This is a genomic window from Flavobacterium sp., from assembly GCF_029945805.1.
Taxonomy (GTDB): domain Bacteria; phylum Bacteroidota; class Bacteroidia; order Flavobacteriales; family Flavobacteriaceae; genus Flavobacterium.
Genome location: NZ_JAQSDH010000008.1, coordinates 21,008 through 45,770, shown reverse-complemented (window position 1 = coordinate 45,770; position 24,763 = coordinate 21,008). Strand labels below are relative to the sequence as shown.

21 protein-coding genes and 1 other RNA gene are annotated in these 24,763 nt (G+C 35.1%); 12 read left to right on the top strand and 10 right to left on the bottom strand.

Going from position 1 to position 24,763, the window contains the following annotated elements; genetic code table 11:
- Together PSU83_RS01760 and PSU83_RS01755 are read right to left on the bottom strand one after the other, a co-directional pair.
- The coding region (locus tag PSU83_RS01760) for a hypothetical protein (RefSeq protein ID WP_300586033.1) at window positions 1–3,941 on the bottom strand (3,941 nt) is incomplete at its 3' end.
- 22 nt (window positions 3,942–3,963) lie between these two features.
- Window positions 3,964–4,485, bottom strand: a complete 522-nt coding sequence (locus PSU83_RS01755) for a hypothetical protein (RefSeq protein WP_300586031.1) — start codon at window positions 4,483–4,485, stop codon at window positions 3,964–3,966.
- A gap of 674 nt (window positions 4,486–5,159) precedes the next feature.
- Between PSU83_RS01755 and PSU83_RS01750 the strand changes: the two genes are divergently transcribed.
- From PSU83_RS01750 to PSU83_RS01740, 3 genes are read left to right on the top strand one after another with little or no spacing between them, the layout of a single operon-like run.
- Window positions 5,160–5,645 carry a histidine phosphatase family protein gene (locus PSU83_RS01750; protein WP_300586029.1) on the top strand — a complete coding sequence of 162 codons (486 nt, stop codon included), beginning with the start codon at window positions 5,160–5,162 and terminating at the stop codon, window positions 5,643–5,645.
- A 1-nt stretch (window position 5,646) separates the two neighbouring features.
- The gene (gene ppk1 / locus PSU83_RS01745; protein WP_300586027.1) at window positions 5,647–7,776 is read left to right on the top strand and encodes a polyphosphate kinase 1; all 2,130 of its coding nucleotides are present in this window, start codon (window positions 5,647–5,649) and stop codon (window positions 7,774–7,776) included.
- A 9-nt stretch (window positions 7,777–7,785) separates the two neighbouring features.
- Window positions 7,786–8,676 carry an exopolyphosphatase gene (locus PSU83_RS01740; RefSeq protein ID WP_300586024.1) on the top strand — a complete coding sequence of 297 codons (891 nt, stop codon included), beginning with the start codon at window positions 7,786–7,788 and terminating at the stop codon, window positions 8,674–8,676.
- Between the two features lie 193 nt (window positions 8,677–8,869).
- Here the strand turns inward: PSU83_RS01740 and PSU83_RS01735 are convergent, their stop codons facing one another.
- Together PSU83_RS01735 and PSU83_RS01730 are read right to left on the bottom strand one after the other, a co-directional pair.
- Window positions 8,870–10,636, bottom strand: coding sequence for a DNA polymerase III subunit gamma/tau (locus tag PSU83_RS01735; RefSeq protein WP_300586022.1), 1,767 nt, complete (start codon window positions 10,634–10,636; stop codon window positions 8,870–8,872).
- A gap of 184 nt (window positions 10,637–10,820) precedes the next feature.
- Window positions 10,821–11,126: a hypothetical protein gene (locus tag PSU83_RS01730; protein ID WP_300586019.1), complete on the bottom strand. Its 306-nt coding sequence runs from the start codon at window positions 11,124–11,126 to the stop codon at window positions 10,821–10,823.
- 107 nt (window positions 11,127–11,233) lie between these two features.
- Here PSU83_RS01730 and rnpB point away from each other — a divergent pair.
- Window positions 11,234–11,539: RNase P RNA component class A (gene rnpB / locus PSU83_RS01725), an RNA gene on the top strand.
- A 13-nt stretch (window positions 11,540–11,552) separates the two neighbouring features.
- Here the strand turns inward: rnpB and PSU83_RS01720 are convergent.
- Window positions 11,553–12,239: a response regulator transcription factor gene (locus PSU83_RS01720; protein ID WP_300586017.1), complete on the bottom strand. Its 687-nt coding sequence runs from the start codon at window positions 12,237–12,239 to the stop codon at window positions 11,553–11,555.
- Between the two features lie 3 nt (window positions 12,240–12,242).
- The gene (locus PSU83_RS01715; protein WP_300586014.1) at window positions 12,243–13,598 is read right to left on the bottom strand and encodes a HAMP domain-containing sensor histidine kinase; all 1,356 of its coding nucleotides are present in this window, start codon (window positions 13,596–13,598) and stop codon (window positions 12,243–12,245) included.
- A 121-nt stretch (window positions 13,599–13,719) separates the two neighbouring features.
- Here PSU83_RS01715 and PSU83_RS01710 point away from each other — a divergent pair, with 121 nt between their 5' ends.
- Entirely contained in the window at window positions 13,720–15,807 is a 2,088-nt protein-coding gene (locus tag PSU83_RS01710) for an outer membrane beta-barrel family protein (protein ID WP_300586012.1), read from the top strand.
- A gap of 2 nt (window positions 15,808–15,809) precedes the next feature.
- On the opposite strand, the gene PSU83_RS01705 is transcribed toward PSU83_RS01710, so the two are convergent.
- Both PSU83_RS01705 and PSU83_RS01700 read right to left on the bottom strand, forming a co-directional pair.
- A complete protein-coding gene (locus PSU83_RS01705) occupies window positions 15,810–16,400 on the bottom strand; it encodes an RsmD family RNA methyltransferase (protein ID WP_300586010.1) in 591 nt (196 codons plus the stop codon).
- Window positions 16,397–17,209, bottom strand: coding sequence for a DUF3822 family protein (locus PSU83_RS01700; RefSeq protein ID WP_300586007.1), 813 nt, complete (start codon window positions 17,207–17,209; stop codon window positions 16,397–16,399). Before PSU83_RS01700 ends, PSU83_RS01705 begins: the two co-directional genes overlap by 4 nt.
- A gap of 272 nt (window positions 17,210–17,481) precedes the next feature.
- On the opposite strand from PSU83_RS01700, the gene PSU83_RS01695 reads away from it, so the two are divergent.
- From PSU83_RS01695 to kdsB, 3 genes are all read left to right on the top strand, one after another.
- On the top strand, window positions 17,482–18,903 hold the full coding sequence (locus PSU83_RS01695; RefSeq protein WP_300586005.1) for an AAA family ATPase: 1,422 nt from the start codon (window positions 17,482–17,484) through the stop codon (window positions 18,901–18,903).
- 46 nt (window positions 18,904–18,949) lie between these two features.
- Window positions 18,950–19,438 (top strand): hypothetical protein, encoded by a 489-nt coding sequence (locus PSU83_RS01690; RefSeq protein ID WP_300586003.1) that lies wholly within the window; start codon window positions 18,950–18,952, stop codon window positions 19,436–19,438.
- A 110-nt stretch (window positions 19,439–19,548) separates the two neighbouring features.
- Complete coding sequence (gene kdsB / locus PSU83_RS01685; protein WP_300586002.1) at window positions 19,549–20,274, top strand: 3-deoxy-manno-octulosonate cytidylyltransferase; 726 nt, start codon at window positions 19,549–19,551, stop codon at window positions 20,272–20,274.
- On the opposite strand, the gene PSU83_RS01680 is transcribed toward kdsB, so the two are convergent.
- Both PSU83_RS01680 and PSU83_RS01675 read right to left on the bottom strand, forming a co-directional pair.
- Window positions 20,271–20,990, bottom strand: a complete 720-nt coding sequence (locus PSU83_RS01680; RefSeq protein WP_300585999.1) for a potassium channel family protein — start codon at window positions 20,988–20,990, stop codon at window positions 20,271–20,273. The genes kdsB and PSU83_RS01680 overlap by 4 nt on opposite strands.
- On the bottom strand, window positions 20,990–21,652 hold the full coding sequence (locus PSU83_RS01675) for a methyltransferase domain-containing protein (RefSeq protein ID WP_300585997.1): 663 nt from the start codon (window positions 21,650–21,652) through the stop codon (window positions 20,990–20,992). The genes PSU83_RS01680 and PSU83_RS01675 overlap by 1 nt, the downstream gene beginning before the upstream one ends.
- A gap of 60 nt (window positions 21,653–21,712) precedes the next feature.
- Here PSU83_RS01675 and PSU83_RS01670 point away from each other — a divergent pair, with 60 nt between their 5' ends.
- The 4 genes from PSU83_RS01670 (at window position 21,713) to PSU83_RS01655 (ending at window position 24,760) form a co-directional block, all read left to right on the top strand.
- Complete coding sequence (locus tag PSU83_RS01670; protein ID WP_300585994.1) at window positions 21,713–22,264, top strand: 1-acyl-sn-glycerol-3-phosphate acyltransferase; 552 nt, start codon at window positions 21,713–21,715, stop codon at window positions 22,262–22,264.
- A 9-nt stretch (window positions 22,265–22,273) separates the two neighbouring features.
- Window positions 22,274–23,410 (top strand): M14 metallopeptidase family protein, encoded by a 1,137-nt coding sequence (locus tag PSU83_RS01665; protein WP_300585993.1) that lies wholly within the window; start codon window positions 22,274–22,276, stop codon window positions 23,408–23,410.
- A 59-nt stretch (window positions 23,411–23,469) separates the two neighbouring features.
- Window positions 23,470–23,952, top strand: a complete 483-nt coding sequence (locus PSU83_RS01660; RefSeq protein ID WP_300585992.1) for a winged helix-turn-helix transcriptional regulator — start codon at window positions 23,470–23,472, stop codon at window positions 23,950–23,952.
- Window positions 23,953–24,037: 85 nt separating this feature from the next.
- A complete protein-coding gene (locus PSU83_RS01655) occupies window positions 24,038–24,760 on the top strand; it encodes a phosphodiester glycosidase family protein (protein ID WP_300585990.1) in 723 nt (240 codons plus the stop codon).
- Window positions 24,761–24,763: the final 3 nt, after the last annotated feature.

Below are 24,763 nucleotides of genomic sequence, written 5' to 3'. Positions count from 1 at the left end.
TTGCTGAAAGAAATAGTACTTGATGCTGGTACTGAACCACAAGCTACCGTTATAGAAGCAGGAGCCGACATTGTTGGTAAATCAGTAGGGCTAACTGTAATTATTCTTGATACTGAAGCTAAAGCTCTACCACAACTATCTGTTGCAGTCCAAGTTTCAGTTACCGTTCCGCCACAAGCAGAAGGAGTTGCTGAAAAAGTAGAAGTATTTGAAGTTCCAGTTATTGCGCAAGCACCAGTTAATCCATTGCTGAAAGAAATAGTACTTGATGCTGGTACTGAACCACAAGCTACCGTTATAGCAGCAGGAGCAGTCATTGTTGGCAGTGCAGCAGGACTTACAGTGATTATTCTTGATACTGATTCTAAAGCTCTACCACAACTATCCGTTGCAGTCCAAGTTTCAGTTACTGTTCCACCACAAGCAGAAGTTGTAGTTGAAAAAGTAGAAGTATTTGAAGTTCCAGTTATTGCGCAAGCACCAGTTAATCCATTGCTGAAAGAAATAGTACTTGATGCTGGTACTGAACCACAAGCTACCGTTATAGCTGCAGGAGCCGTCATTGTTGGCAATGCAGCAGGGCTAACAGTTATTGTTCTTGATACTGAAGCTAAAGCTCTACCACAACTATCTGTTGCAGTCCAAGTTTCAGTTACAGTTCCACCACAAGCAGAAGTTGTAGTTGAGAAAGTCGAAGGATTTGAAGTTCCTGTTATAGCACAACTACCAGTTAATCCATTGCTGAACGAAATAGTACTTGCTGCTGGTACTGAACCACAAGCTACCGTTATAGTAGCTGGTGCAGTCATTGTTGGTAATGCAGCAGGACTTACAGTTATAGTTCTTGATACTGAAGCTAAAGCTCTACCACAACTATCTGTTGCAGTCCAAGTTTCAGTTACAGTTCCACCACAAGAATTAGGCGTTGCTGTAAAAGTTGAAGGATTTGAAGTTCCATTTATAGCACAACTACCAGTTAATCCATTACTGAATGAAATAGTACTGGCTGATGGTATTGAACCACAAGCTACAGTGATAGCAGCTGGTGCAGTCATTGTTGGCAATGCAGCAGGGCTTACTGTAATTATTCTTGATACTGAAGTTATAGTTCTACCATAAGAATCAGTTGCAGTCCATGTTTCAGTTACCGTTCCACCACAAGCATTTGGAGTTGCTGTAAAAGTAGAAGCGTTTGAAGTTCCAGTAATAGCACAAGCACCAGTTAATCCATTAGTATATGGAATAGTACTAGATGTTATTGCTCCACATGCCACAGTTATTGCAGCTGGAGCAGTCATTGTAGGTAATGGAGATTGATTTACTGAAATAGAAATCGTTGCCGTATTACTGCAGTTCGTTGGATTTATAGTCTGACAAATCTTATATGTAAAAGTATAAGTTCCAGCAGCTATACCAGATGTAATATTTACATCTCCATTTGAACCGATAGTAATGTTAGGGTTACTTCCTGTAAGCAATGTGAAATTTACTTGATTAGCAGTAAACGATCCACCATTTAAAGTATCGTTTGTGAAAATATTACCAATTACACCTGAAGTTGTACAATTAACACCAGTATAAGTGTCGTTAACTGCAGTAATTGAAGGAGCTGTTACCGTAATAGTTACGATAGCAGGATCACAATTTGTAAGAGGATTTAATTTTTCACATAAGTTATAAGTAATAGTATATGTTCCAGCTGGAGTTCCAGCAGGTACAGAAACTACTCCGGTTGTTGTGTTTATAACTGGTACCAGAGCGCCACCTATTGAAACAGCAGGAGTTGTAACATTTATATTTACTTGAGCAATAGTTGCTTGAACTCCATTTAAAGTATCTACACCACTACCGTTATTGTTTAATACGTTTCCAGCGTTAGTATTTCCTGTTGTACCATTACCACCTGTAAGTGCATCATTTTGAGCAATAATGGTTGGACATTTTGAAATGGTAAAAGGGAATCTACAACCACTACCACCACCTGAAGGCACTGCGTAGTAAGTTAAAGTAGAACCAGCTACTAGTGGAATTGGTAATGTTTCTGTATATTGGATAGAACTTCCAGTAACAGGGAATGAATCGTAGAATAAAGATCCTAGTGGGAAATTTGAAGCAATTTGAGAAGGTAACACCGTTGTGCTACTGCTACAATATGAAAAATTTCTAACTATATTGGTTCCTGGACAATTTTGTTCTACAAAGCTTGTTCCATTTATTCCAATATTGATCGGAGATGGGATCGCTTGTCCAACGCAAGTGCCGTTTTGTGTATATCCTTGAATTAAATTTGAATTCTTTAAAGGAACATTCGTTATACTACCTAAACCCGTAGAATTTCCATTTACAGCCATGACACTTGAACATGAAGCATTAGCTAAAATTTCACAGTTATTAGTAGCTTTTATTTTAAATGATAATCTAGCCAACAATGTAGTAGGGTTTGCAGGTAAAGGCAAAGTCCCAAAATCCCAAACAATTGAACCCGTTACTCCTAAGTTAGGATCATAAGTACCTGTAATAGTTGTGTTTGGATTGTTGTAGAAAATAGTACCCGTTGCGCTTCCTGCAACGTATGTAGCATTGTATGGTAAAGGAACAATTACTTTATAATTATTAATAGCTTCACTACCTAAATTTCTAACATCAATAGTAAAACCAGCTTCCTGATTAGGTAAAATTGTGTAAGGTTGAACAGCAGGTTGATTGTTGATAGTAGTCGTTGTTAAAATACCTTCTGCTTCAGGAACATATGCATCAACCGACATCGCAATTGCGAAAATAGCATAGGTGTCACCACCAGTCCCATATCTAAAATTGGTTGCTGTTTGCTGATTGCCAATAACGGCATTATTTGTATTAGGAATATTGAACATTGTAATATCAATACCAGTATTATTTCCTAAAGTAGGATTTCTTGAATTTCCACCTGTACTAATAGATGAGTTAAAGAAATTATCAGGATTAGGAACAAGTCCGTTCGCAGCTCGACTTAATGTTGTATAAGAAGTAGTGTTAAGATTTCTGATTCTAAAATAATCACCTGTTAAATTTACGTCACCTTCACTGGCCATTAGGCCTAATTTAACACCAACTTCTCCTGTTCTAACTGTATTAAACCCAGAAACAGGTAAATCGAATCCAGTACTATTTGTTGAAACCACGAAAGCATGACCGTCAAAAATATTGACGTCACGATATTTCATTTTTGAATTTTCATAAACAACTACTAATCCCCATCCGCCAGAATATCCAGTTCCACCACCATTACCATCTCTTAAAGCGATATCGGCAGCTAAATATTCACCAATACCATGCAATCTAACATAGTCCGTAACTTCTTTATAAGCTGAATAAATATAATCGCCATCACTAGAGGTAGTTGGGTAGAAAATATCGGATGCAGCAGCAGTAAATTCTGTGTAAGCACTCGTTCCTGGACCTTTGAACATAATTTTTCTTTTGTCAAAAGCCTTTGTATATGAAGTACCATTTATTGTTTTTGTAACATTAAATGTGTTTGTTGCAGTATTTGATTGTTCTGCTCTACCGGTCCAATATAAACCAGCATAAACAATGTTAGAACATGCCGGGTTTGCACCATTTTCTGATGAAAAACTTAATGTTGCTGAAGAAGAGTTAAATGTTGGGCTTCCGCCTAAACCTGCGATGCTATTTCCATCAACATCAACATATACCATTACATTGTTGTTGTTAGGCGTAGTAGCACCATAGTTCTGCAAAGTAAGGTTGGTATTTCCTAACATTACAAAATCTCCTTTAACATTGTAAATCTGCTGAGTAGGACTGTATTGCGAAGTTCTAGATGTGAAAGGAACTTTTAACTGCGCACTAACTGAATTAGAAATTCCTAATAGAATAACTAATAATACTGTAACACAGCTAAACTTTTTTATGATTGAATTAAAGTATAAATTTCTCATATTTTTGTATTTTTTCAATTTATTAATTACCATCACCATTCTCTATTTTATAAAATATATTAAATCTGCGATCATAATTAGAAATACGACTAGCGATATTCGCACTAGTTGTATTTAGTGCTGAGATAAAATAAATGTATTTTAAATTTGGAAAGTTTGAAAAAACAGCTAAATCAATAGTTGAATTTAGTTCACTTGCAGTTTTAATTCGCACAGTTACAATTTCAACATTTTGTTTCATGGTAATGGAATTGTTTACTAGGTTCAGTGAACTCAAATCTGTAAATAGATTTGTCGGCACATCACCATAGGTTTTAACTTCACTTCCATAAAAATACATTGAAGATTGAACTTCACCTACCAAATCCCGAAGACGGGTAACATCGAAAGCACTACTTGAAGCTGCCTGCCGAGCTATTCCCTCTGGATAGAGAATTGATTTCATGTCGTTTACTACGATGGTTCCATTTTCTCTACTGGCTTGCGCAAAGCTGCCAGTGTAGACGAATACCAAGAGTAACATTAATAATAGATTTTGTTTCATAAATTGACTTGTTTTTCCAAACAAAAGTTTTGTTTGATGGTTAAATAATACATTTGGGTTATTTGTTTTCATACAATTAGTTATTGAAAAATAATTTTGCAAAAGGGTTTTCGGGCGTGAAGTGTGATTGATGTAGGCATATTGGTAGATATAGATATTTGGGTTATACTAATCGAGTGCTAAATTATATAGTAACTACTACCGAACACAACTTTTTCTACGAATAACCCAAAAACTCGTTCAAGTGACGTTTTTTGTTCGTTTTTGCCTTTTTACGAATAGTTTTTTCATAAGATTCTTTTGATTTTGACATAATAATTTAGAGTTTTAGTGAGTGTATTTTTAATTTTATCGTTCTTTAACAGTTCGAAAGTAGCTAGTTTTAATTTATCTACCAAAAAAAAAATCGATAAAGTGTATAATTTAATAGATAAAGTGCACTATTTAACATTTTTAAATGGAAATATACTACAAAATATTATTAACAACAAGCTGTTTATAAGATTTTTTAGGTTTTAACATTTATTTCAAAATAAATACTTTATGTTTTTTTTGTTTTGGTCTCGTTTTTGGTTTGAGCATAATACTAATTAGTACTGTTTTAATCTTATCTTACTATTTCATGGTAAACATTAATAGCTTAAATTTATGCTTTCAAACATTTATGAAATAGTATGAAACAGCTAATATTGATTCGACACGCCAAATCAAGTTGGGAAGCACCACTTCGCGACTTTGACAGACCACTTACTAGCAAAGGTATTCAGGATGCACATTTAGTTTCAACCCACATTGTACAGGTACTTCCAAAAACCTTTTTGATTTGGAGCAGTTCCGCTAGGCGGGCTAAGGAAACTGCATTAATTTTTGCACAAAATATGTCCTATCCCATTGAAAGTATCCTATTTAAAGAAGAGCTTTATACTTTTGATGAAAAAAAGTTGGAGCAAATTATCAAATCGTGTTCAGATGAATACGAACATATAATCGTTTTTGGTCACAATGAGGCAATTACTAATTTTGTGAATAAGTTTGGCAGTACTTTAATTGATAATGTTTCGACTTCTGGGTTTGTAAATATTATATTTGAACAAAAAAGCTGGCAGAAAATTGAAAAAGGTAGTACCAAAAATGTCGTTTTCCCCAGAGATTTAAAGTAATATGAGTACAGAACATAATTTTAGATACTTAGATAAAGAGAAAAGTTGGTTAGCTTTCAATGCCAGAGTCTTGCAAGAAGCAGCGGATGAATCAGTTCCATTATTGGAAAGATTGCGCTTCATTGGCATTTTTTCCAACAATTTAGACGAATTTTTCCGTGTGCGTTTCGCAGCAATCCGACGTTTGAGCTTATCCGGCAAAACAGGGGAAAAGATTTTAGGAGGAATATCTGCGCAACAATTAGTTAAAGAAATAACTAAAATTGTAATCAAACAACAATCAGAAAGTTTACGCATACTCAGCTTAATTGAAAAAGAATTGGTGAAGCAAAATGTTATTATCATTGATGAAAATGAAGTTTCAGACGAACAGGAAAATTTTATTAAAGATTTTTTCATCCAGAAAATAAGTCCTGAACTTGTTACCATTATCCTAAATGATTTGGCTGAATTTCCATTGTTAAAAGACACGTCTGGTTATTTAGCCATTAAACTGGTGCTGAAATCGGAACAAGTTTCCAGTGGTATGCTCGGTTTGGTTAAAAAGAATAAACCGGAAGTGCGCTACGCCATCATTGAAATTCCGAAAACTACCAATCGTATTGTGGAACTTCCTAACAAAGAAGGGAAACAATATTTGATCATGCTCGATGATTTGATTCGCTATAATTTAAATAGTATTTTCAATATTTTTGATTACCAAAGTATTTCGGCACACATGATAAAAATCACACGTGATGCCCAACTTGATATTGACAGTGATATGAGCAAAAGTATGCTCGAAAAGATTGCGACCTCTGTAAAAGAAAGACGAATTGGAGAGCCCGTTCGCTTTGTATATGATAAACATATCGGAAAAGACACGCTCAAGTTTTTTCTTTCTAAAATGGGAATTGATGCTTCCGATGGTGTAATTCCAGGCGGAAGATATCACAACCGACGCGACTACATGAGCTTCCCGAATCTAGGTAGGTTTGATCTGTTATATCCACCAAGAATTCCACTTCCGGTGGAAGGTTTGTCATTAGACGGCAGTATTCTAAACAAAATTGCGCAAAAAGATTATCTTATAAACGCACCTTTTCAGTCATTTTCATACATCATAAAGTTTTTGCGTGAGGCAGCTCTAGATCCAAAGGTTACTGCAATAAAAATCACATTATACCGTTTGGCAAAGAATTCTCAAATAATAAGTTCACTAATTAACGCCGCCAAAAACGGAAAGAAAGTAGTTGTTCAGATTGAACTTCAGGCGCGGTTTGATGAAGCTAGTAATATATCGTATGCTGAGCAAATGCAGCAAGAAGGAATAGAACTTATTTTTGGTATTAAAGGTTTAAAAGTGCACAGTAAAATTTGTGTGGTGGATCGTATTGAAGATGATAAATTGAAACGGTACGGCTTTATTTCTACCGGAAATTTTAATGAAAGCACCGCTAAAATTTATACCGATTTTACTCTTTTAACCAGTCATCAGCAAATATTAAGAGACGTCAATAAGATATTTGATTTTTTTGATATTAATTATAGAGTTCATCGTTATAAACACTTAATTGTGTCGCCACATTACACCCGATCTAAATTTTATAAACTCATTGAAAGAGAAATTAACAATGCGAAAATTGGACGACCGGCATACATAAATTTGAAAATGAATAGTCTTTCCGATAATCCAATGATTGACAAATTGTATGAAGCAAGCAATGCCGGTGTCAAGATAAAATTACAAGTCAGAGGTATTTGTTGTCTAATTCCAGGTGTGAAAGGAATGAGTGAAAACATAGAAGCAGTGAGTATTGTGGACTACTTTTTAGAACATACTCGTTCCTATATTTTCTGTAATAATGAGGATGTTGAAGTTTTTATTTCTTCAGCCGACTTCATGACCCGAAATCTTGACGGAAGAGTAGAAGTCACGTGTCCGATATATGATGAGAATATCAAAAAACAAATTATTGACAACTTCGATATAGGATGGAAAGGAAACGTAAAAGCACGTTTACATTCTGAAAAATTCGAAAATAAGTATAAAATTCGTAATGCTGATGAACCGATATTTAGAGCACAACACGAAACCTACAATTATTATAAAGAAAGACTTGACGCAAATACAATACCTAACAACGAATAACTAAATTTAATGATTTCAATTAAAAAATATGCAGCAATTGACATTGGATCCAATGCCATGCGATTGCTCATTACCAATATTGTTGAGCAGCAAGATAAGGAAACCCAATTCAATAAAAGTGCCTTAATCCGTGTGCCAATTCGTTTGGGACAAGATGCATTCACCGTTGGAGAAATCTCAGAAGAAAATATCGACAGAATGATTGACGCTATGAAAGCATTCAAACTGTTAATGAAAGTATATAAGGTCGAAAAATATAAAGCTTGTGCAACATCCGCCATGCGCGAAGCCTACAACGGAAAAGAAATTGCCAATACTATAAGAGAACAATGTGACATTGATATCGATATTATCGACGGGAAAATTGAAGCCACTATTATTGCGTCTTCCGATTTGCACGATTTCTTAAAAACCGACCAAACGTATTTATACGCAGACGTGGGTGGTGGAAGTACCGAATTCTCTTTGTTTAGCGACGCTAAAATGGTAGCATCCAAATCTTTTAAAATTGGAACGGTTCGGATGTTAAACAATATGGTTTGCGACGTGGTTTGGGAAGAAATAGAAAAATGGATTAAAACCAATACTGAACAATTTGATAATGTTATACTAATAGGTTCAGGCGGAAACATCAACAAACTGTTCAAACTTTCAGGCAAACCGCAAGACAAACCGTTGTCCTATTTATACCTGAACTCCCAATACCAATATCTAAACTCGTTAACCTACGAACAACGAATCGCTGAGTTAGCGCTAAACACAGATAGAGCTGATGTAATTATTCCAGCTACAAAAGTGTATCTTAACGCAATGAAATGGAGTGGTGCCCGACAATTATTCGTGCCGAAAATTGGTTTGGCAGACGGCATCGTTAAAGCAATGTATCAAGGGAAATTATAATATGAAAATTTTCAGAATCCTACTCTTCGTAGTTTGCTTAGCGCTTATTGGAGTGCATATCTACGAAATGAATTATTACGATTTTAGTTTTAAATCTAATGGTAATCACTATCTTGGAATTGCAGCAATGTTGTTTATTGGCTGGAGTATACTTTCAAGTTTACGGAACGAAAAAAGGAAGAAGTAATAGTACTCACTCATTAATATCCAACCCAAACAAATTGCGCATGAGCTCTAAGTTTGGATTAAGCTCAGCCAAACGATTGTATTTATCTTGAGCAGTAAATGCTTTTTTGGCAACCAATGTCTCATTTACTTTTACTTCAATAGTAATATCGTGGTTGTGAAGTTTCCCACGCAGGTAACCCAATAACTCGGGCCTTTCTTTTTCGAAATCAATCCTTGAACTTTCATTCGGCATTTCGTGAACAATAGTTGTACCGTTAAGAATCGGATCGTTTATCGTTAATAAAGAAGCTATAATTCGGAAGCCTTTATCTTCCATGCGTTGTGCATACTTCAGCCATTGTTCCAGCATTTCTGTTTCGGTAAAAACTTCACTTGGCAGATGCACGACCTCTTTCACTGCTGATCTATGCGCTTCTACCATTTCTTTTTTAGCACGAATACTCGCCAATGACATAGCAGAAACTTTTGGTTGTCCGTTACCATTTAGCGTTTTTTGCCCTTCGACTGCGCTCGGGGTACCAAGTGCTGGATGTTGGGTAGTAGATGTTGAATGTTGTGTCGGTTGAACAACTTCTGCCTTCTGCGTTTCCGCTTTCTGAACATCCGCTTCCTCCCTTTGTGGTTTCTGAGTTTCTGATTGCTGAACTTCAACTATAGAATAGCCGTTACGATAAAACGTAGGTGGAATTATAAAGTCAGCTTTTTTTTTTTCTCCATCAAGGGTGATAGAGGCAAGCTGCATTAAAGTAAGTTCTACTAAAAGGCGTTGGTTTTGCGAAACCTTATATTTCAAATCACAGTCGTTGGCACTATTGATTCCTTGTAAAAGAAACTCTTGAGTAGCACGTTGCGATTGTTGTCCGTATAATTTCTGAGCGGCTTCGCCTACTTCTAATAATGAAAGCGTCGCTGGGTTCATTGAAACCAATAAATCTCTGAAATGTGAGGCCAAGCCCGATATGAAGTGATGTCCGTCAAATCCTTTAGACAAGATTTCATTATAAGCCAAAAGTAATTCCGGAATCTTATTTTCCAGTATTAAATCGGTTACGTTAATATAGGTCTCATAATCAAGTACGTTCAAATTTTCTGTAACTGCCTGGCGCGTTAGGTTGTTACCACAATACGAAACTACTCGATCAAAAATTGATAAAGCATCACGCATGGCGCCATCTGCTTTTTGGGCAATAATATGCAAGGCATCATCTTCATATTCCACGCCTTGGCTTTTAGCTACCTCAGCCAAATGGTCTTTGGCATCTTTAACAGTGATTCTTTTAAAATCAAAAATCTGGCAACGTGATAATATGGTTGGAATGATTTTGTGCTTTTCGGTCGTAGCCAATATAAATATGGCGTGCTTTGGCGGTTCTTCGAGAGTTTTCAGAAACGCATTGAACGCATTGGCAGACAACATGTGCACCTCGTCAATAATATACACTTTGTATTGTCCGGTTTGTGGTGGGATTCTAACTTGATCAATCAGATTGCGAATATCGTCAACCGAATTATTTGAAGCGGCATCCAATTCGAAAACATTAAAAGCGAAATCCTCATTCGGATCATCATAACCGGGCTGATTAATTTTGCGAGCCAGAATACGCGCACAAGTTGTTTTTCCAACACCTCTTGGACCCGTAAACAATAGGGCAGAAGCTAAGTGATTGCTATCTATAGCGTTGAGTAAAGTGTTGGTAATTGCCTGTTGCCCCACGACGTCTTTAAACGTTTGCGGACGATACTTACGGGCAGATACTACAAATTGTTCCATAGCTTTTTATTGGAGTACAAATATAGAATTTTCGATGACAATGGCAATGTCAAAAAACAATTTCAATAGCAAAAAACAATATCAGTTTCAAAAAACAATATCAATTTCAAAAATCAATATCAATTTCAAAAATCAATGACAATTTTACGGATTCTTATTTTTATTGCTATTGTTATTTTGATTGCTATTGTTGTTTATTTTTCCCTTTAATGCTTATCTCTCTTAAAACTCGTGCGGCGTCACTTTCTGAGTTGGCAGAAAAGCCAGCAACGAAAACTCCTTTTTCTCCGGTATTTGATTCTATCCCATAAACAACTGCTTCATCATCGGGGTTGGAATTGCCCTCATAGCGGTAAATGTGCACAATTTCATAGCGATCAGGATAATCCATGATGGCTTCTTCTTGAAGATTATAATCAACCGTGAAACCAACAGTTTTGAGTTCTTCCAGCGCTACTGAAACGGAGGCGTAATGATATCGATTTTCCATACTTTAAAAATAAGCTTTTTGTCTCAGATTCATCGATTAAAAATAATTAAATAACCGCTAGCTTGTTATAAAATTATGGGCTTCACGGTATTTTATTGTAAGTTTGCACCGCAGACCGCCTTATCGTCCTGAGCAATCGGGGAGGAAAGTCCGGACACCAAAGAGTAGCATATTGGGTAATACCCAACCGTTGAAAGGCGAGGACAAGTGCAACAGAAAGCAGGTACAGGTAATGCTGTAGTGAAACCAGGTAAACTCTATGCGGTGAAATTCCAAGTATATCGGCATTTAAGGGCGACTCGTCCGTTGTCGAAGGGTAGGAAGCTCGAGCCAATGAGTAATTGTTGGCCTAGATAAATGATAAGGGTTCATTTCGATGAATACAGAATCCGGCTTATAGGTCTGCTTTTTTTAAACTATTAAAGTTTATTTGACTTTAAATTCGAGACCAATATTTCGAACACTTTCAATAGAAATAGAAACGTCATCTGCGAAATATTTTCGGAGCTTACTGATATACACATCCATACTTCGACCTGAAAAATAGTCGTCGGTTTTCCACACGGCTTGTAATATTTCATCGCGTTTTAGTACTTGATTTTTATTATTACATAAGAATGTCAATAAGGCAGCGTCTTTTTCGGTTAGTTGCTGAATTTTGTCTCCACGTTTTAATTCCAATCGGTAAGTGTGAAAAACATAATTTCCAATCTGTATTTCTTTTGAATTGGATTTCGGTATAGGCGCTTTAGATGTTCTCTTTAAGATGTTCGTCAGACGTAAAATCAATTCATCGACTTCAAACGGTTTAATTATATAATCGTCAGCACCGAGTTTCAATCCTTTGATTTTGTCTTCGTTTTGACTTCTTGCAGTTAAAAATAGAAACGGAATTTCGGGATTGTGATGGATGCATTTTTCGGCTAATGTGAATCCGTCAATTTTTGGCATCATCACATCAAAAACACAAATATCAAAAGTTTGAGAACGGAATGCTTGCCATGCTTCTTCACCATCTTTAGTCCAATGTACTTCAAAATTGTGTATTTCAAGATAGTGCTTTAGAATGTTGGCAAAATCGATATCGTCTTCGGCTAAAAGAATCTTTTTCATAATTTAAACGGATGGAATGCGAATTACAAAAGAAGCACCTTTGCCCATTTCACTAACAACTTGTATCGAACCTTGATGCGCTTTGATAATCTGATCTACATAATACAATCCAAGACCAAGTCCTTTGGTGTTGTGAATATTTCCTTGTTCCACGCGATAGAATTTTTCAAAAAGCAATGAGTGTTTGTTTTTCGGAATTCCGATTCCATCGTCCTGAATACTGATGTGAAATTCATTATTTACATGCGATGTAACGATGGTTATATTTTGACAGCCATATTTCACAGCATTTTCTAGAACATTATTTAACGCTGTTGTCAAATGAAATTTATCCAATGACAAATTAGTTTCATCCGTTGTAAATTGTGTTTGTATCGGAACTTTTGGATAGGCCAAATTGAAATCGGCTATAATCGTTTTTAGTAAAGCGTTCGTTTTTATGGTTTCTTTTTGGAGTTGGATTTCGTCATAACCTAAAGAATTGTACACTACTTGGTCGATGATATTTTGCAAGCGTGCATTTTGTCGATTAACCGTATCCAAAATCGAATTAAAAACAACCTCATTATCTTTTACTTCCTTACGTTCCAGCAGTTTTGTTGAAACTGATAAAGTGGTCAAAGGCGTTTTCAATTCGTGCGTAATGTTGTTGATGAAATCGGTTTTGACATCACTTACTTTTTTCTGTTGGATTAAGGCTTTGATGGCGATAACGAAAAGTGATATCAAAATTACCATCGAAACTATAGACAAGATTAGCAAGATTGCCATTCGGCCGAGAATAATTTGTTCCCAGTCGGCAACCGAAACATATAAAGTGTCTTCGGTTAGTAATTTGTAATCTGAATTTTGAAATCCGCTCGTGGTTCCGACATAACTTCTAACCTGAAACGCATTGTCTAATGAAGTCAGATTTCCATAAATAGCATTTTCAATTGATGGTTTTTCGGAAAAAAGAGTATCTGTTTTTGCCACATTATAGACAACGAATTTTGTAGTAATTACAGTGAAATTTACCTCGTTTTTCGGAAAAGCACGTTTTAGTTTTTGCTGCAAACGCAACGTCAAAGCATTTCGGTATTGATTCGATCTTAAATCTTCTTTGATCTGATTTCGATAGTCTTCGTCATTGATGAATTTTTCTAATAAACCTTTATACAAAATATCTTTTTTACAAAAGATACTCGAATCTAATTCGGTGTAATTATTAGTAATGGTTCCGATTTTGTCTTTGACTTCGCTGTGGAATTGCTCGACTTTATAATCGTAAGTCGTTTTGACCAAATAAATCTGAATAGCAATCAGCATCAGTAAAACCAATGTGGAAAAGCCGATTAATAGATTTATTTTCTGTTTCATAATAAGGTTCAAAAATAGAGCATTTATGTCAAAATAAAACTTTTAACGCAGCATTAACCTCCAATTAACTTTCGGAAACCTAGAATTGAAACATTTTTGTGTCGAATTAAAATCCATGAAAATGCAGAAACTTATTCTTTTAGTAGCCTTACTTATTGTCCAGTTTGCTTTTTCTCAAGAAACCAAAAAAGAAAAACCCGAAGAACTCGAAACTGTTGTCATCGAAAGTGAAACCAAAGCAATTACCAATAAAAACGGAAACCTTAAAGTGGATGTCGCCAATTCTATCTACAGCTCGCAACCGAATACGATTGAATTGTTGTCGAAGTTGCCCAAAATTCAGATAAGTCCAGATAAAGAAAGTATTTCGATTATTGGAAAAGGAAGGCCATTATTGTATATCGATAATCAAAAAGTAAGCTTGAACGATTTGAATACTTTGGATGTCGCTGATATTAAAACCATCGAAATCATCAATAATCCTTCAGCAAAATATGAAGCGGATGGTCGGGCAGTTATCTTAATCACAAGGAAGTTCAGTAAAAAAGAAGGCTATAAAGTATCAGTTTCTGAGAATGCTATTTTTAAGAAGTATTTTAATAATTATGCTGGAATCAATTCGAGTTTTAAAACGGGAAAGTTCGAGTTTAAAGCCAATTTTAGTTACAATCAGATTAAAGTTTGGGAAAAGAACGGCAATAATTTTGTCATACCGGATTATGATATTAAGTCGAACTATTTGGTTACAGCTGTTACGGATAGGCCTCAATTTTTGTATGGCGGCGGCATTTTTTATAAGATTACTGAAGACGATTATTTCTCAGCAAACCTAAGCGCAAGAAGTCAGAAAGATAACTTTGACATAGTAACGAAAACCCATAATGAAGACGGAACTGATGTAAACGACATCAATACTTTGAATAGAAATGGCGAATCCCGAAACTTTATCAGTGGTTTTTTGAATTACAATCACAAGATTAAAAGCATCAATACCGTTTTGTTTTCGGGTTTTCAGTATTCCAACTATAATCAGCAAATTGCCAGTGTAATTAGTAATGATTATAATGAAACAGGTTCTGTTTTGTCGCAATTTCGAGATCAGGATTTTGGTGTGAATGTTTTTTCAGGAAGAATCGATTTGGAGAAGAAATTTAAAAATGAAATGAAATTGGAAGTTGGCGCTTTGTATTTGGAAGCGAATGCCAGAACTGATTTTAAAGTAGAAAATTTCAATCCACCAACGAGTACTAATTCGAACTATACTTATAAAGAACAAAATCTTGCGGCATATTCACAATTTTCAGGCACTTATAACAAACTGAATTACTCAGCCGGTTTGCGTGCCGAAAATACAATCGTAAAAGGCAAATACGATTCGGAAAGCACTTTGTCTATAGATAAAAATTACATTAATCTGTTCCCGAAAGCACAGTTGGAACTGGTTATTGATAGTTCAAACATCATTAGCGTGAATTACGCAAAAAGTATTATGCGGCCTAACTTTTCGTCAACAAGTCAGGTTAGTGTATATATCAATCCGTATTTTGTTTGGTCGAATAATATTAATCTGGATCCAACGATTTCAAATGAACTTTCGTTGACTTACCAACACAAAGAACTTTCGCTTCGATTGATTCGTTATAAAAGCACCAATCCAGTATATTCAGGAGCATCTTATGACGACTCCCAAAATTTGTTGACTTTCAATACGACTAATTTCGATAAACAATCCGATATGGCGATTGAACTTACGGTTCCATTTAAGTACAAATTCTGGTCAACAACCAATGTGCTTAATATTGGGCAAACCAAAATTGAAGATAAATCGGCAGTAGTGAATACCTCAAAGCCATCGGTATATTTTTATTCGAATCATATTTTTAAGCTTAAAAAGGAACTTGAATTCTCGGTAACAGGTTGGGGTTACACCACGCAGAAACTCGGAATTTTTGAACGAAGCGGATTGTTTACTTTTGATGCCGCAGTTTCTAAAACTTTTTTCAAACAACTTAGTTGTAGCATTGGCTGGAATGATATTTTCAGAAAAATAAAGTATAAGGAAACTTTCATCATCAATACTATTTCTTCAAGAGGAATTTATTATTCTGATTCTCGTTCGATAGCATTTTCTGTGAAATATACTTTTGGTAAAATTAAGTCAGTATTTATAGAGAAAAGCGTGGATGAAAATTCGGGCCGAATAAAATAATGCTATTCTTCTTCAGAATTGTCTTCGTCGTTATCTTCAGCATCAGTTGCATCAGATTCAAATTCGAAGAACGTAAAAACCGAACCACCGTAATTTTTCTGGAATGAATAATTGGGCATCGCTTGCAATTTGGTGTATTTCGAATGTTCTACAACGAGCATTCCATCTTCATTCAATACTTCTTTTTCGAAGATAAGTTCAACGATTTTCTCGAATTCATTTTGAGTCATTCCGTAAGGCGGATCCGCAAAAATAATGTCATAATTCCCAGAATGTTTTTCGAGAAATTTGAATACGTCGCTTTTGATAGCTGTAATGTCAAAATCAAATTCTTTAGCTGTTTTCTTGATGAAATTTACACAACCCATATCGCCATCAACGCATAAAATTGGAGTACATCCGCGCGAAGCAAATTCGTAGCTAATGCTTCCGGTTCCAGCAAAAAGCTCTAGAATTTTTAAATTGGTAAAGTTGAAATGATTATTCAAAACATTGAACAACGCTTCCTTGCTCATGTCGGTTGTTGGACGAACAGGAAGATTCTTTGGTGGCTGAATTCTTCGACCTTTATATTTTCCGGAAACGATTCTCATGAGTGTAATAAGATAAAATGTTCGCGTTTTTCAGATTCGGTTATCGGACCAAACATAAAACTTACGTCAAACAAATTTGTGTTGCGTACATATTTAAAAGCCATATCATAAAGTGCATCGCCTTCTGAAATTTTTCCTAAAAGTTCGAGTTTAAAATTTTCAGGATTCAATTGCAATTGTTCTGCAGTGAATAAAATATAGTAAATAAAATCTTCAGGGGTTTTGTATTCAAACGTATTGTAAAGCTGCAATTTCTGATTTTGGATGATTACGATTTCAAAATGGCTAGCACTTACGTGGACAAACATCTTGCGTTCTTCATTGTTTTTAGAGAAATCCAAAAGCTTATTGACTAAAATAGTATTCGCGTGTTTGTAATCAAAACTGCCAAATTGGTCAATAAAATAATTGTTCATATTCACATACGGAATGTAAACGTTGTTCATTTCATAGTTCCCCAATTCGTCATACGCAAAGAAATCGGTTTCAAAAACCTTGGTATTGAATTGCAAATAACTGCCTAAATATTCTTCGTCAAACAAAGCAGTTGGCACAAAAGTCGAAAGATTATTGTTGTGAATAACGATAACTTCGTCATAATCTGCTTTAAGTTCCGGATGATTCTGAAACGCTTCGGCAAACAAATCTTCAATTTTGGTAGTAAGATTAAAACTACCCAAATCGATTTTCTTCAACATTTGTGGCTTGTTGGTCAACGTGTCAAACGTAGCAAACGACAAGCCGTTCAGCGAAACCTGAATGGCCAGTTTTTGGTACATTTTATCAATAACACTTGTATTTTGCCACATAGTTGTCCATTATCTATAGGAACGGCAAACTTACGAAAAGGAATGGCAATATCAATGGCAAAAATCAATAGCAAAAATCAAGGGCAATGTCAATAGCAAAAATCAATGGCAATGACAATAGCAAAAATCAATAGCAAAAATCAACTTCAAAAATCAATAGCAATTTTAAAATTCATTAATAAAACCGAAAATCTTAATTGTTTATTGGAATTGACATTGCCATTGCCATTGAAACCTTTATATTTGAATTCCATTTTTCAGCATGAATCCAAATGAATTCCAGCCAGTTTTACAGTGTGTTACAAAGACAGTTTCCGTTTCAGCCAACTGTAAAGCAGGATATTTTTTTTCAGAAGATTGCCGATTTCCTGACCAATTCGCATCAGAATGAAATTTTTGTATTAAAAGGATACGCCGGAACCGGAAAAACTACTGTGATTTCTACAATTGTCAATAATCTAGAACACATTAATAAAAAATATGTTTTGCTAGCGCCGACAGGAAGAGCTGCGAAAGTGATTGCGAATTATTCCAACAAACCAGCATTTACGATTCACAAGAAAATTTACTTTCCCAAGAAAGGAAAATCAGGCGGCGTTTCATTTACGATGCAGACCAATAAATTCAAGAATACTATTTTTATTGTCGATGAATCTTCGATGATTTCGGATGTGAATACGGAAGGAAAACTTTATGAAAACGGTTCATTATTGGACGATTTGATTTCCTACGTTTATAACGGAAATGGGTGCAAGATGATTCTGTTAGGCGATACAGCCCAGCTTCCACCGGTGCAATTGGATGTAAGTCCAGCATTGGATACCGAAAAATTAGCCATTAATTACGACAAAGAAATTTATTCGATTGAGTTGGATGAAGTAATGCGTCAAGAAGAACATTCTGGGATTTTATACAATGCTACCGAACTGCGCGAATTAATGAAAAGCAGTTTTTTAGACACCTTTAAATTCAACGTAAAAGGCTATAAAGATATTGTTCGGTTATCGGATGGTTTCGATATTCAAGATGCGATTCAGAGTGCTTATAGCAATTATAGTATTGAAGATACATGTTTTATTGTGCGTTCTAATAAAAGAGCGAATCAGTACAATCAGCAGATTCGGACTCGAATTTTAGATAAAGAAAGCGATTTATCGGTTGGTGATTATTTGATGGTGGTGAAGAACAATTATTTTTGGTTAAAAGATACAGATGAAGCTGGATTTATTGCCAATGGTGATATTATTGAAGTTTTGGAGATATTCGGGTTCAAGGAATTATACGAATTCAAATTTGCGAAAGTCAAAATCAGAATGGTAGATTATCCTGAACAGAAACCATTTGAAACCGTACTTTTATTAGATACCATTACCAGCGAATCGCCCTCACTAACTTTTGAAGAGAGCAACCGTTTGTATCAAGAAGTGATGAAAGATTTCGAAGGCGAACCACAATATCGAAAGTTCTTAAAAGTAAAAGAAAATGAATATTTCAATGCGCTTCAGGTGAAATTCTCTTATGCTATTACGTGTCACAAATCGCAAGGCGGGCAATGGAATACCGTTTTTATAGAACAACCTTATCTGCCAAACGGCATTGACTTGGATTATCTGCGTTGGCTTTACACAGCTGTTACACGAGCAAAAGATAAATTGTATTTGATTGGTTTTAAGGATGAAAGTTTCGAAGAATGAAAAATTAGTTGTATAATTGAAGTAATAATTAAAAACCAACCTAATCATGAAAAAATATATCTTTATTCTTTTTGTTTTCACTAGTATTTGTTCGTTTGCACAAACAGATTATACTAAGATTGTTATGAAAACCGATGCAGATTTTAAAGCTGCTGATAAATATGCATTGGAAGCCAGTAATTACATACTTTCGGTTCCAATAGATAAAAATGATATCACTCAACTCAAAGCAGTTCGGTTTATAATAAATTGGATGGAAGGAACTCCCGATTACACCTTTAATATTGTCTCTCCGAGTATCACAAAATTAACTCAAGAGAACGAATCTTTTTTGGGTATTTTTTATGCTGGAATGACAAAATATACTTTAGAAAATCCAACAAAAGCGGAAGATATGAAAGCAGTTCAATTAAACGGATTTAAATCGCTAGTGGCATTTGCTGAAAAAGCGGAACACAAAGTTGCAATTACACCCACATTGAAAAAACTACTTGATGCCAATAAAAAAGGAGAATTAGAAAAAGGTTTAGAATAAATAATATCAAATTAATAAAGAACCTCGTTTAGTTAAGCGAGGTTTTTTTGTAAATAATAATTTTATTACTTTGTACCTTAGCCGCTCTGAAACTTTGTAACTTTTTTTAAATGAAAATCATCGCCGTAATCCCAGCCCGTTATGCTTCTACACGTTTTCCTGCTAAACTAATGCAAGATTTGGGTGGAAAAACCGTGATTCAACGCACCTATGAATCGGCTACAAGTACGGGTTTGTTCGATGATGTTTTTGTGGTTACCGATTCGATTCTGATTTATAACGAAATCAGTAATAATGGTGGAAAAGCCATTATGAGCATCAAAGAACACGAAAGTGGTAGCGACCGAATTGCTGAAGCCGCAGAGAAACTCGAGGTTGATATCGTTGTCAATGTTCAAGGTGATGAACCGTTTATTAACAAAGAACCATTGGTAAAACTGTTAGAAGTTTTCAGAAATGATTTTGATAAGAAAGTCGATTTGGCTTCATTGATGTTTCAGATAACGGATACCGAAGAAATTGATAACCCGAATAACGTAAAAGTAGTTACCGATCAAAACGGATTTGCCTTGTACTTTTCGCGTTCGGTAATACCGTATCCACGAGATACAACTGCTGGAGTTCGCTATATGAAACACATCGGAATCTATGCCTTCCGTAAAGAAGCGCTTTTGGATTTTTATCGTTTGCCAATGAAATCTTTGGAAGCTTCTGAAAAATTGGAGCAACTTCGGTATTTGGAATTTGGAAAAAGAATCAAAATGGTCGAAACCGATCAAGGTAGCATCGGAATTGATACGCCTGAAGATTTGGAAAAAGCAAGAAAGTTGCTCTAGAACTCTTCACTTTCGTTGTCAAAATAGCCTTTATTTTTGACTTTAGTCGAAAAGAAATTCAGAAATAAAACCACAAAGGATAAGAAGAAAAGTGCTTGAATACTTACCAAAACTTTTGCATAAGTACTGATAGGAACATAATCGCCAAAACCTATTGAGGACGAAGACACCATGCTGAAATATATTGGATCGAACCAATTAGTAAAAGGTTTGTTCATATTGTCGCCACAAGAATAAAGTACGGCAAACGAAAGCACGATTTCGATATAATTGAAAAACAATAACAGCATCGAGCGTTTATAAGATCGTGGACGCGATAACATATCAGATGCAAAAATCAGTGTTGGAATGTATAAAACGGTTTCAAGCAATAGATACACCATCAAGCCTACTACAAAAAAATTGGTTTCCCAATGATTGACTAAAATAATAACCGGAAATGCCACTTTAAATAGCACATAAGCATCCATACTCAAATCTTGGTATTCAAATCCAATTTTATGAAAAATGTGTTTGATATAAACTCCCGGAAAAACTAATTGTGAAATCGAAAGAAACAAACGTACGATTTTCTCAATGCCATTATCATCCTGATGATCGTTGTTCCAGATGGAACGAATGGTCAAGATTCTTTTTTGAATAGGCGTAATGTTGAATCGATTACTGTTTTTTTTAGAAATTTTGCCCAACAAAAGTTTCTTAAAGAATTGTATCATTAGGCCAGTTTTTTAATGGTGAATAATTCGTTGTGAATTTCTACTTTGGGATACATCCTAAGTGAATAGTTCCCACCAAATTTCGATTGATACAGTTGGTTTCGTTCTTCTTGTTTTTGATTGATTACCATCGTGTTAAACAAGATAAAACCATTAAGATTTACCAACGCATTGATTCTTTGAATAAAAAAATCTTCAAACAAAAAACTTGGCATTGTGGTATCCTGAAAAATATCAATGATGATTAAGTCGTAGTTGAGTTTTGTTTTTAGTACATATTCAAAGGCATCATCAATCACAATTTCAAGATTCGGGATTTTATTTAATTGAAAGTATTGATTGGCAATCGCAATAATATCGCTGTCAATTTCGACTCCAGTAATTTTACCTTTAAATTTGATTTCGTCCACCAATGTTTTGATGACACTTCCGCCCGCAACGCCAAGAACCAAAATGCTCTTAAAATTGCGAATACGGTCAAAGCCGATATATCTTAAACCTTTTCTGAGAATCCGTTGCAGACTTCCATACGAATAATTAGTGCTTTTGCTATCTAACACCAGTTCGCCATTGTTCCAAGTTACCTCAATCGATTTGCTTACCAAAGAGTTTTTCTTGTACACGTTGATTGGAATAAAGTAGCTAAACAGTTTTCGTACCATCAAATGATTATTTTTCTCAAAAGTAAGACAGAAATACTAAATTTACACAAAATTCCATTCATGAAAAAGCGACTTTACAAATTTATTTTTTTTCGATTACTCGGATGGAAGCTACTTGGGACAATCAATCCTTCAATCAAAAAGAGTGTTGTCATGGTGATTCCGCATACTTCCAATTTAGATTTTTTCATCGCTTTGTTAGTCCGCGGTATAATGGCTGTTGAAATTAATTTTGTGGGCAAAAAAGAATTGTTTGCTTTCCCATTTGGTTATTATTTCAGGAGTGTTGGCGGCGCACCTTTAGACCGTACTGGTGGCAAAAATAATGTTGACGCAACAGCTGAGGTTTTTAGCAAACATGAAACTTTCAGACTTGCATTATCGCCGGAAGGCACACGAAAAAAAGTAACCGAACTCCGCACAGGTTTCTATTACATCGCACTTAAAGCCAACGTTCCCATTATTCCAATCGCATTTGATTATGGAAAAAAAGAAGTGAAAGTGGGCGACCCAATTACTGTCACTGGCAATTACGAAGAAGATATGAAGGTAATTCTACCTTTTTTCAAAGGGGTGAAAGGCAAAAATGCGGAGAGGAGTTACGAAGTTTAAAACAATATCATGGATTATTTACAGTTACATCAGCAATATAAGGAAACTTCAATTTCCGGACGTTATATCACACTGCAGCACATTGAACCTTTATTGGCAAAATATAAAACGGAAGTTATTGGACAATCGGTTTTGAGTAAACCACTATACAAACTGCAATTCGGAAGCGGGAAAACCAAAATTCTGATGTGGTCGCAAATGCACGGAAACGAAAGTACTACGACTAAGGCATTGTTTGATTTTATAAATCTCGCACATTCATCAACAGATTTGGGTAAAAGTCTTCGAAGTAAATTTACCTTTTGTTTGTTACCAATGCTCAATCCTGACGGCGCCGAATTATACACTCGGGAAAACGCCAACGAAATTGATTTGAATCGCGATGCGCAAAACCTTTCCCAACCAGAAAGTGTACTATTAAGAAAAACATTCGAAGAATTCAAACCTGATTATTGTTACAATCTGCACGACCAACGAACAATTTTCGCCGCTGGAACTACAGGTAAACCGGCAACAGTTTCGTTTTTGGCACCAGCCTATAACGAAGAAAGAGAAATCAATGATGTGCGGATAAAAGCAATGAATGTTATTGTGGCGATGAATGAAACGCTACAAGACTATATTCCCAATCAAATCGGTCGCTTTGACGATTCTTTTAATTTAAATTGTATTGGAGATACATTTCAATATTTGAATTCACCGACGATTCTTTTCGAAGCTGGACATTTTCAGAACGATTACAACCGAGAAATGACTAGAATGTATATTTTTATTGCTTTGGTTTCCGGACTTCAAAATCTTCACGAAAACGATATAGTTCACAATAAAATTGAAGATTACTTGAAAATTCCGCAAAATAAAGTCGCTTTTTGTGATTTTGTTTATAAAAATGTCAAAATTAATTATGATAATGTCGAAAAAATTGTCAATTTTGCAGCTCAGTTCAAAGAGGTCCTAAAAAACGGAGCAATAGCTTTTGAAGCGGTCATCTCGAAAGTTGATGATTTAGAACATTATTTTGGTCATATTACCGTTGATGCCAATAATGAAATTTATCATGATGTCGAAGGTAATTATCCAAAAATAGGTGCAAAAGCCAACTTTAATTTAGGAAAAATAAAAATTGTTAATGGTACTCTTTCCTAGTTGATTTGTACACTTTGAACGTTTGAATTTTAAGAGAAAAGTTATTAAAAATACATTTTATGAGCAAGTTTAAATTAGACGAAGTAGATCACCAAATCTTAGACATGTTGATTGACAACACTAGAATTCCTTTTACCGATATCGCCAAAAAATTGTTGATTTCTGCCGGAACGGTTCACGTTAGAGTCAAAAAAATGGAAGATCAAGGAATTATTATGGGTTCTTCATTATCTTTAGATTATGAAAAATTAGGGTATTCGTTCATCGCTTATGTTGGTGTGTTTTTGAATAACACCTCTCAAACCAAATTTGTTTTGGAAAGAATTAACGACATTCCTTTTGTAACCGTTGCTCATGTAACAACTGGAAAATTCAATATTTTCTGTAAAATAAGAGCGAAGCACACTAAACATGCTAAAGATGTTATCTTCATGATTGACGATATTGAAGGTGTGTACAGAACAGAAACCATGATTTCATTGGAAGAAAGTATTAACGACAAAAAACGTTTAATGCACACTATTTTTCAAGAATTAGACTAGTCAAAAATTAAAAAAAAATACAACCTCAAGTGCAAACTTGAGGTTTTTTTGTTACTTTTCTACCAAGATCTTTTTAGGGTTAACTATGAGAAATAAATTTGGAGTACTTGTTTTTTTAGCGGTTGTTTCGGCGCTTCTTATACAATTGGTCTGGAAACCTTCAGATGATGAATTCGTGTCTTATACAGTCAATCCAAAAACTGAAATGATTGGCTTTTATTATAAAGATAAAAATAAGTCCAATTTCAAAAGTATAACTAATTTGAAGTCGTCCCTGACTAAAGATCACAAAGAGTTAGTTTTTGCAATGAATGGCGGAATGTATAAAACGGACAAATCACCGCAAGGCCTTTTTATTGAAAACGGAGTCGTAAAAGCAAAAATAGACAGTACGAGCGCGGATGGAAATTTTTACCTTAAACCAAACGGGATTTTTTATCTTACTACTAAAAAGGAAGCTAGAGTTGTAAAAACAGAAACTTTTAAAGTTTATAACGATGTAAATTTCGCTACCCAATCGGGTCCTATGCTTGTTATTGATGGTGAAATTCATAAAGCATTCAATAGGAGTTCGACTAATTTGAATATTCGTAACGGAGTTGGTATTTTACCCAATGGGAAAGTACTATTTGCATTGTCAAAAAAGGAAATAAATTTTTACGATTTTGCTTCTTTCTTCAAAGAGAAAGGATGCGAAAATGCGTTATATTTGGATGGATTCGTATCAAGAGCCTATTGTCCAAGCCAGAATTGGATTCAAACCGACGGCGATTTCGGAGTTATAATTGCAGTTACAAAAAATAAATAAACC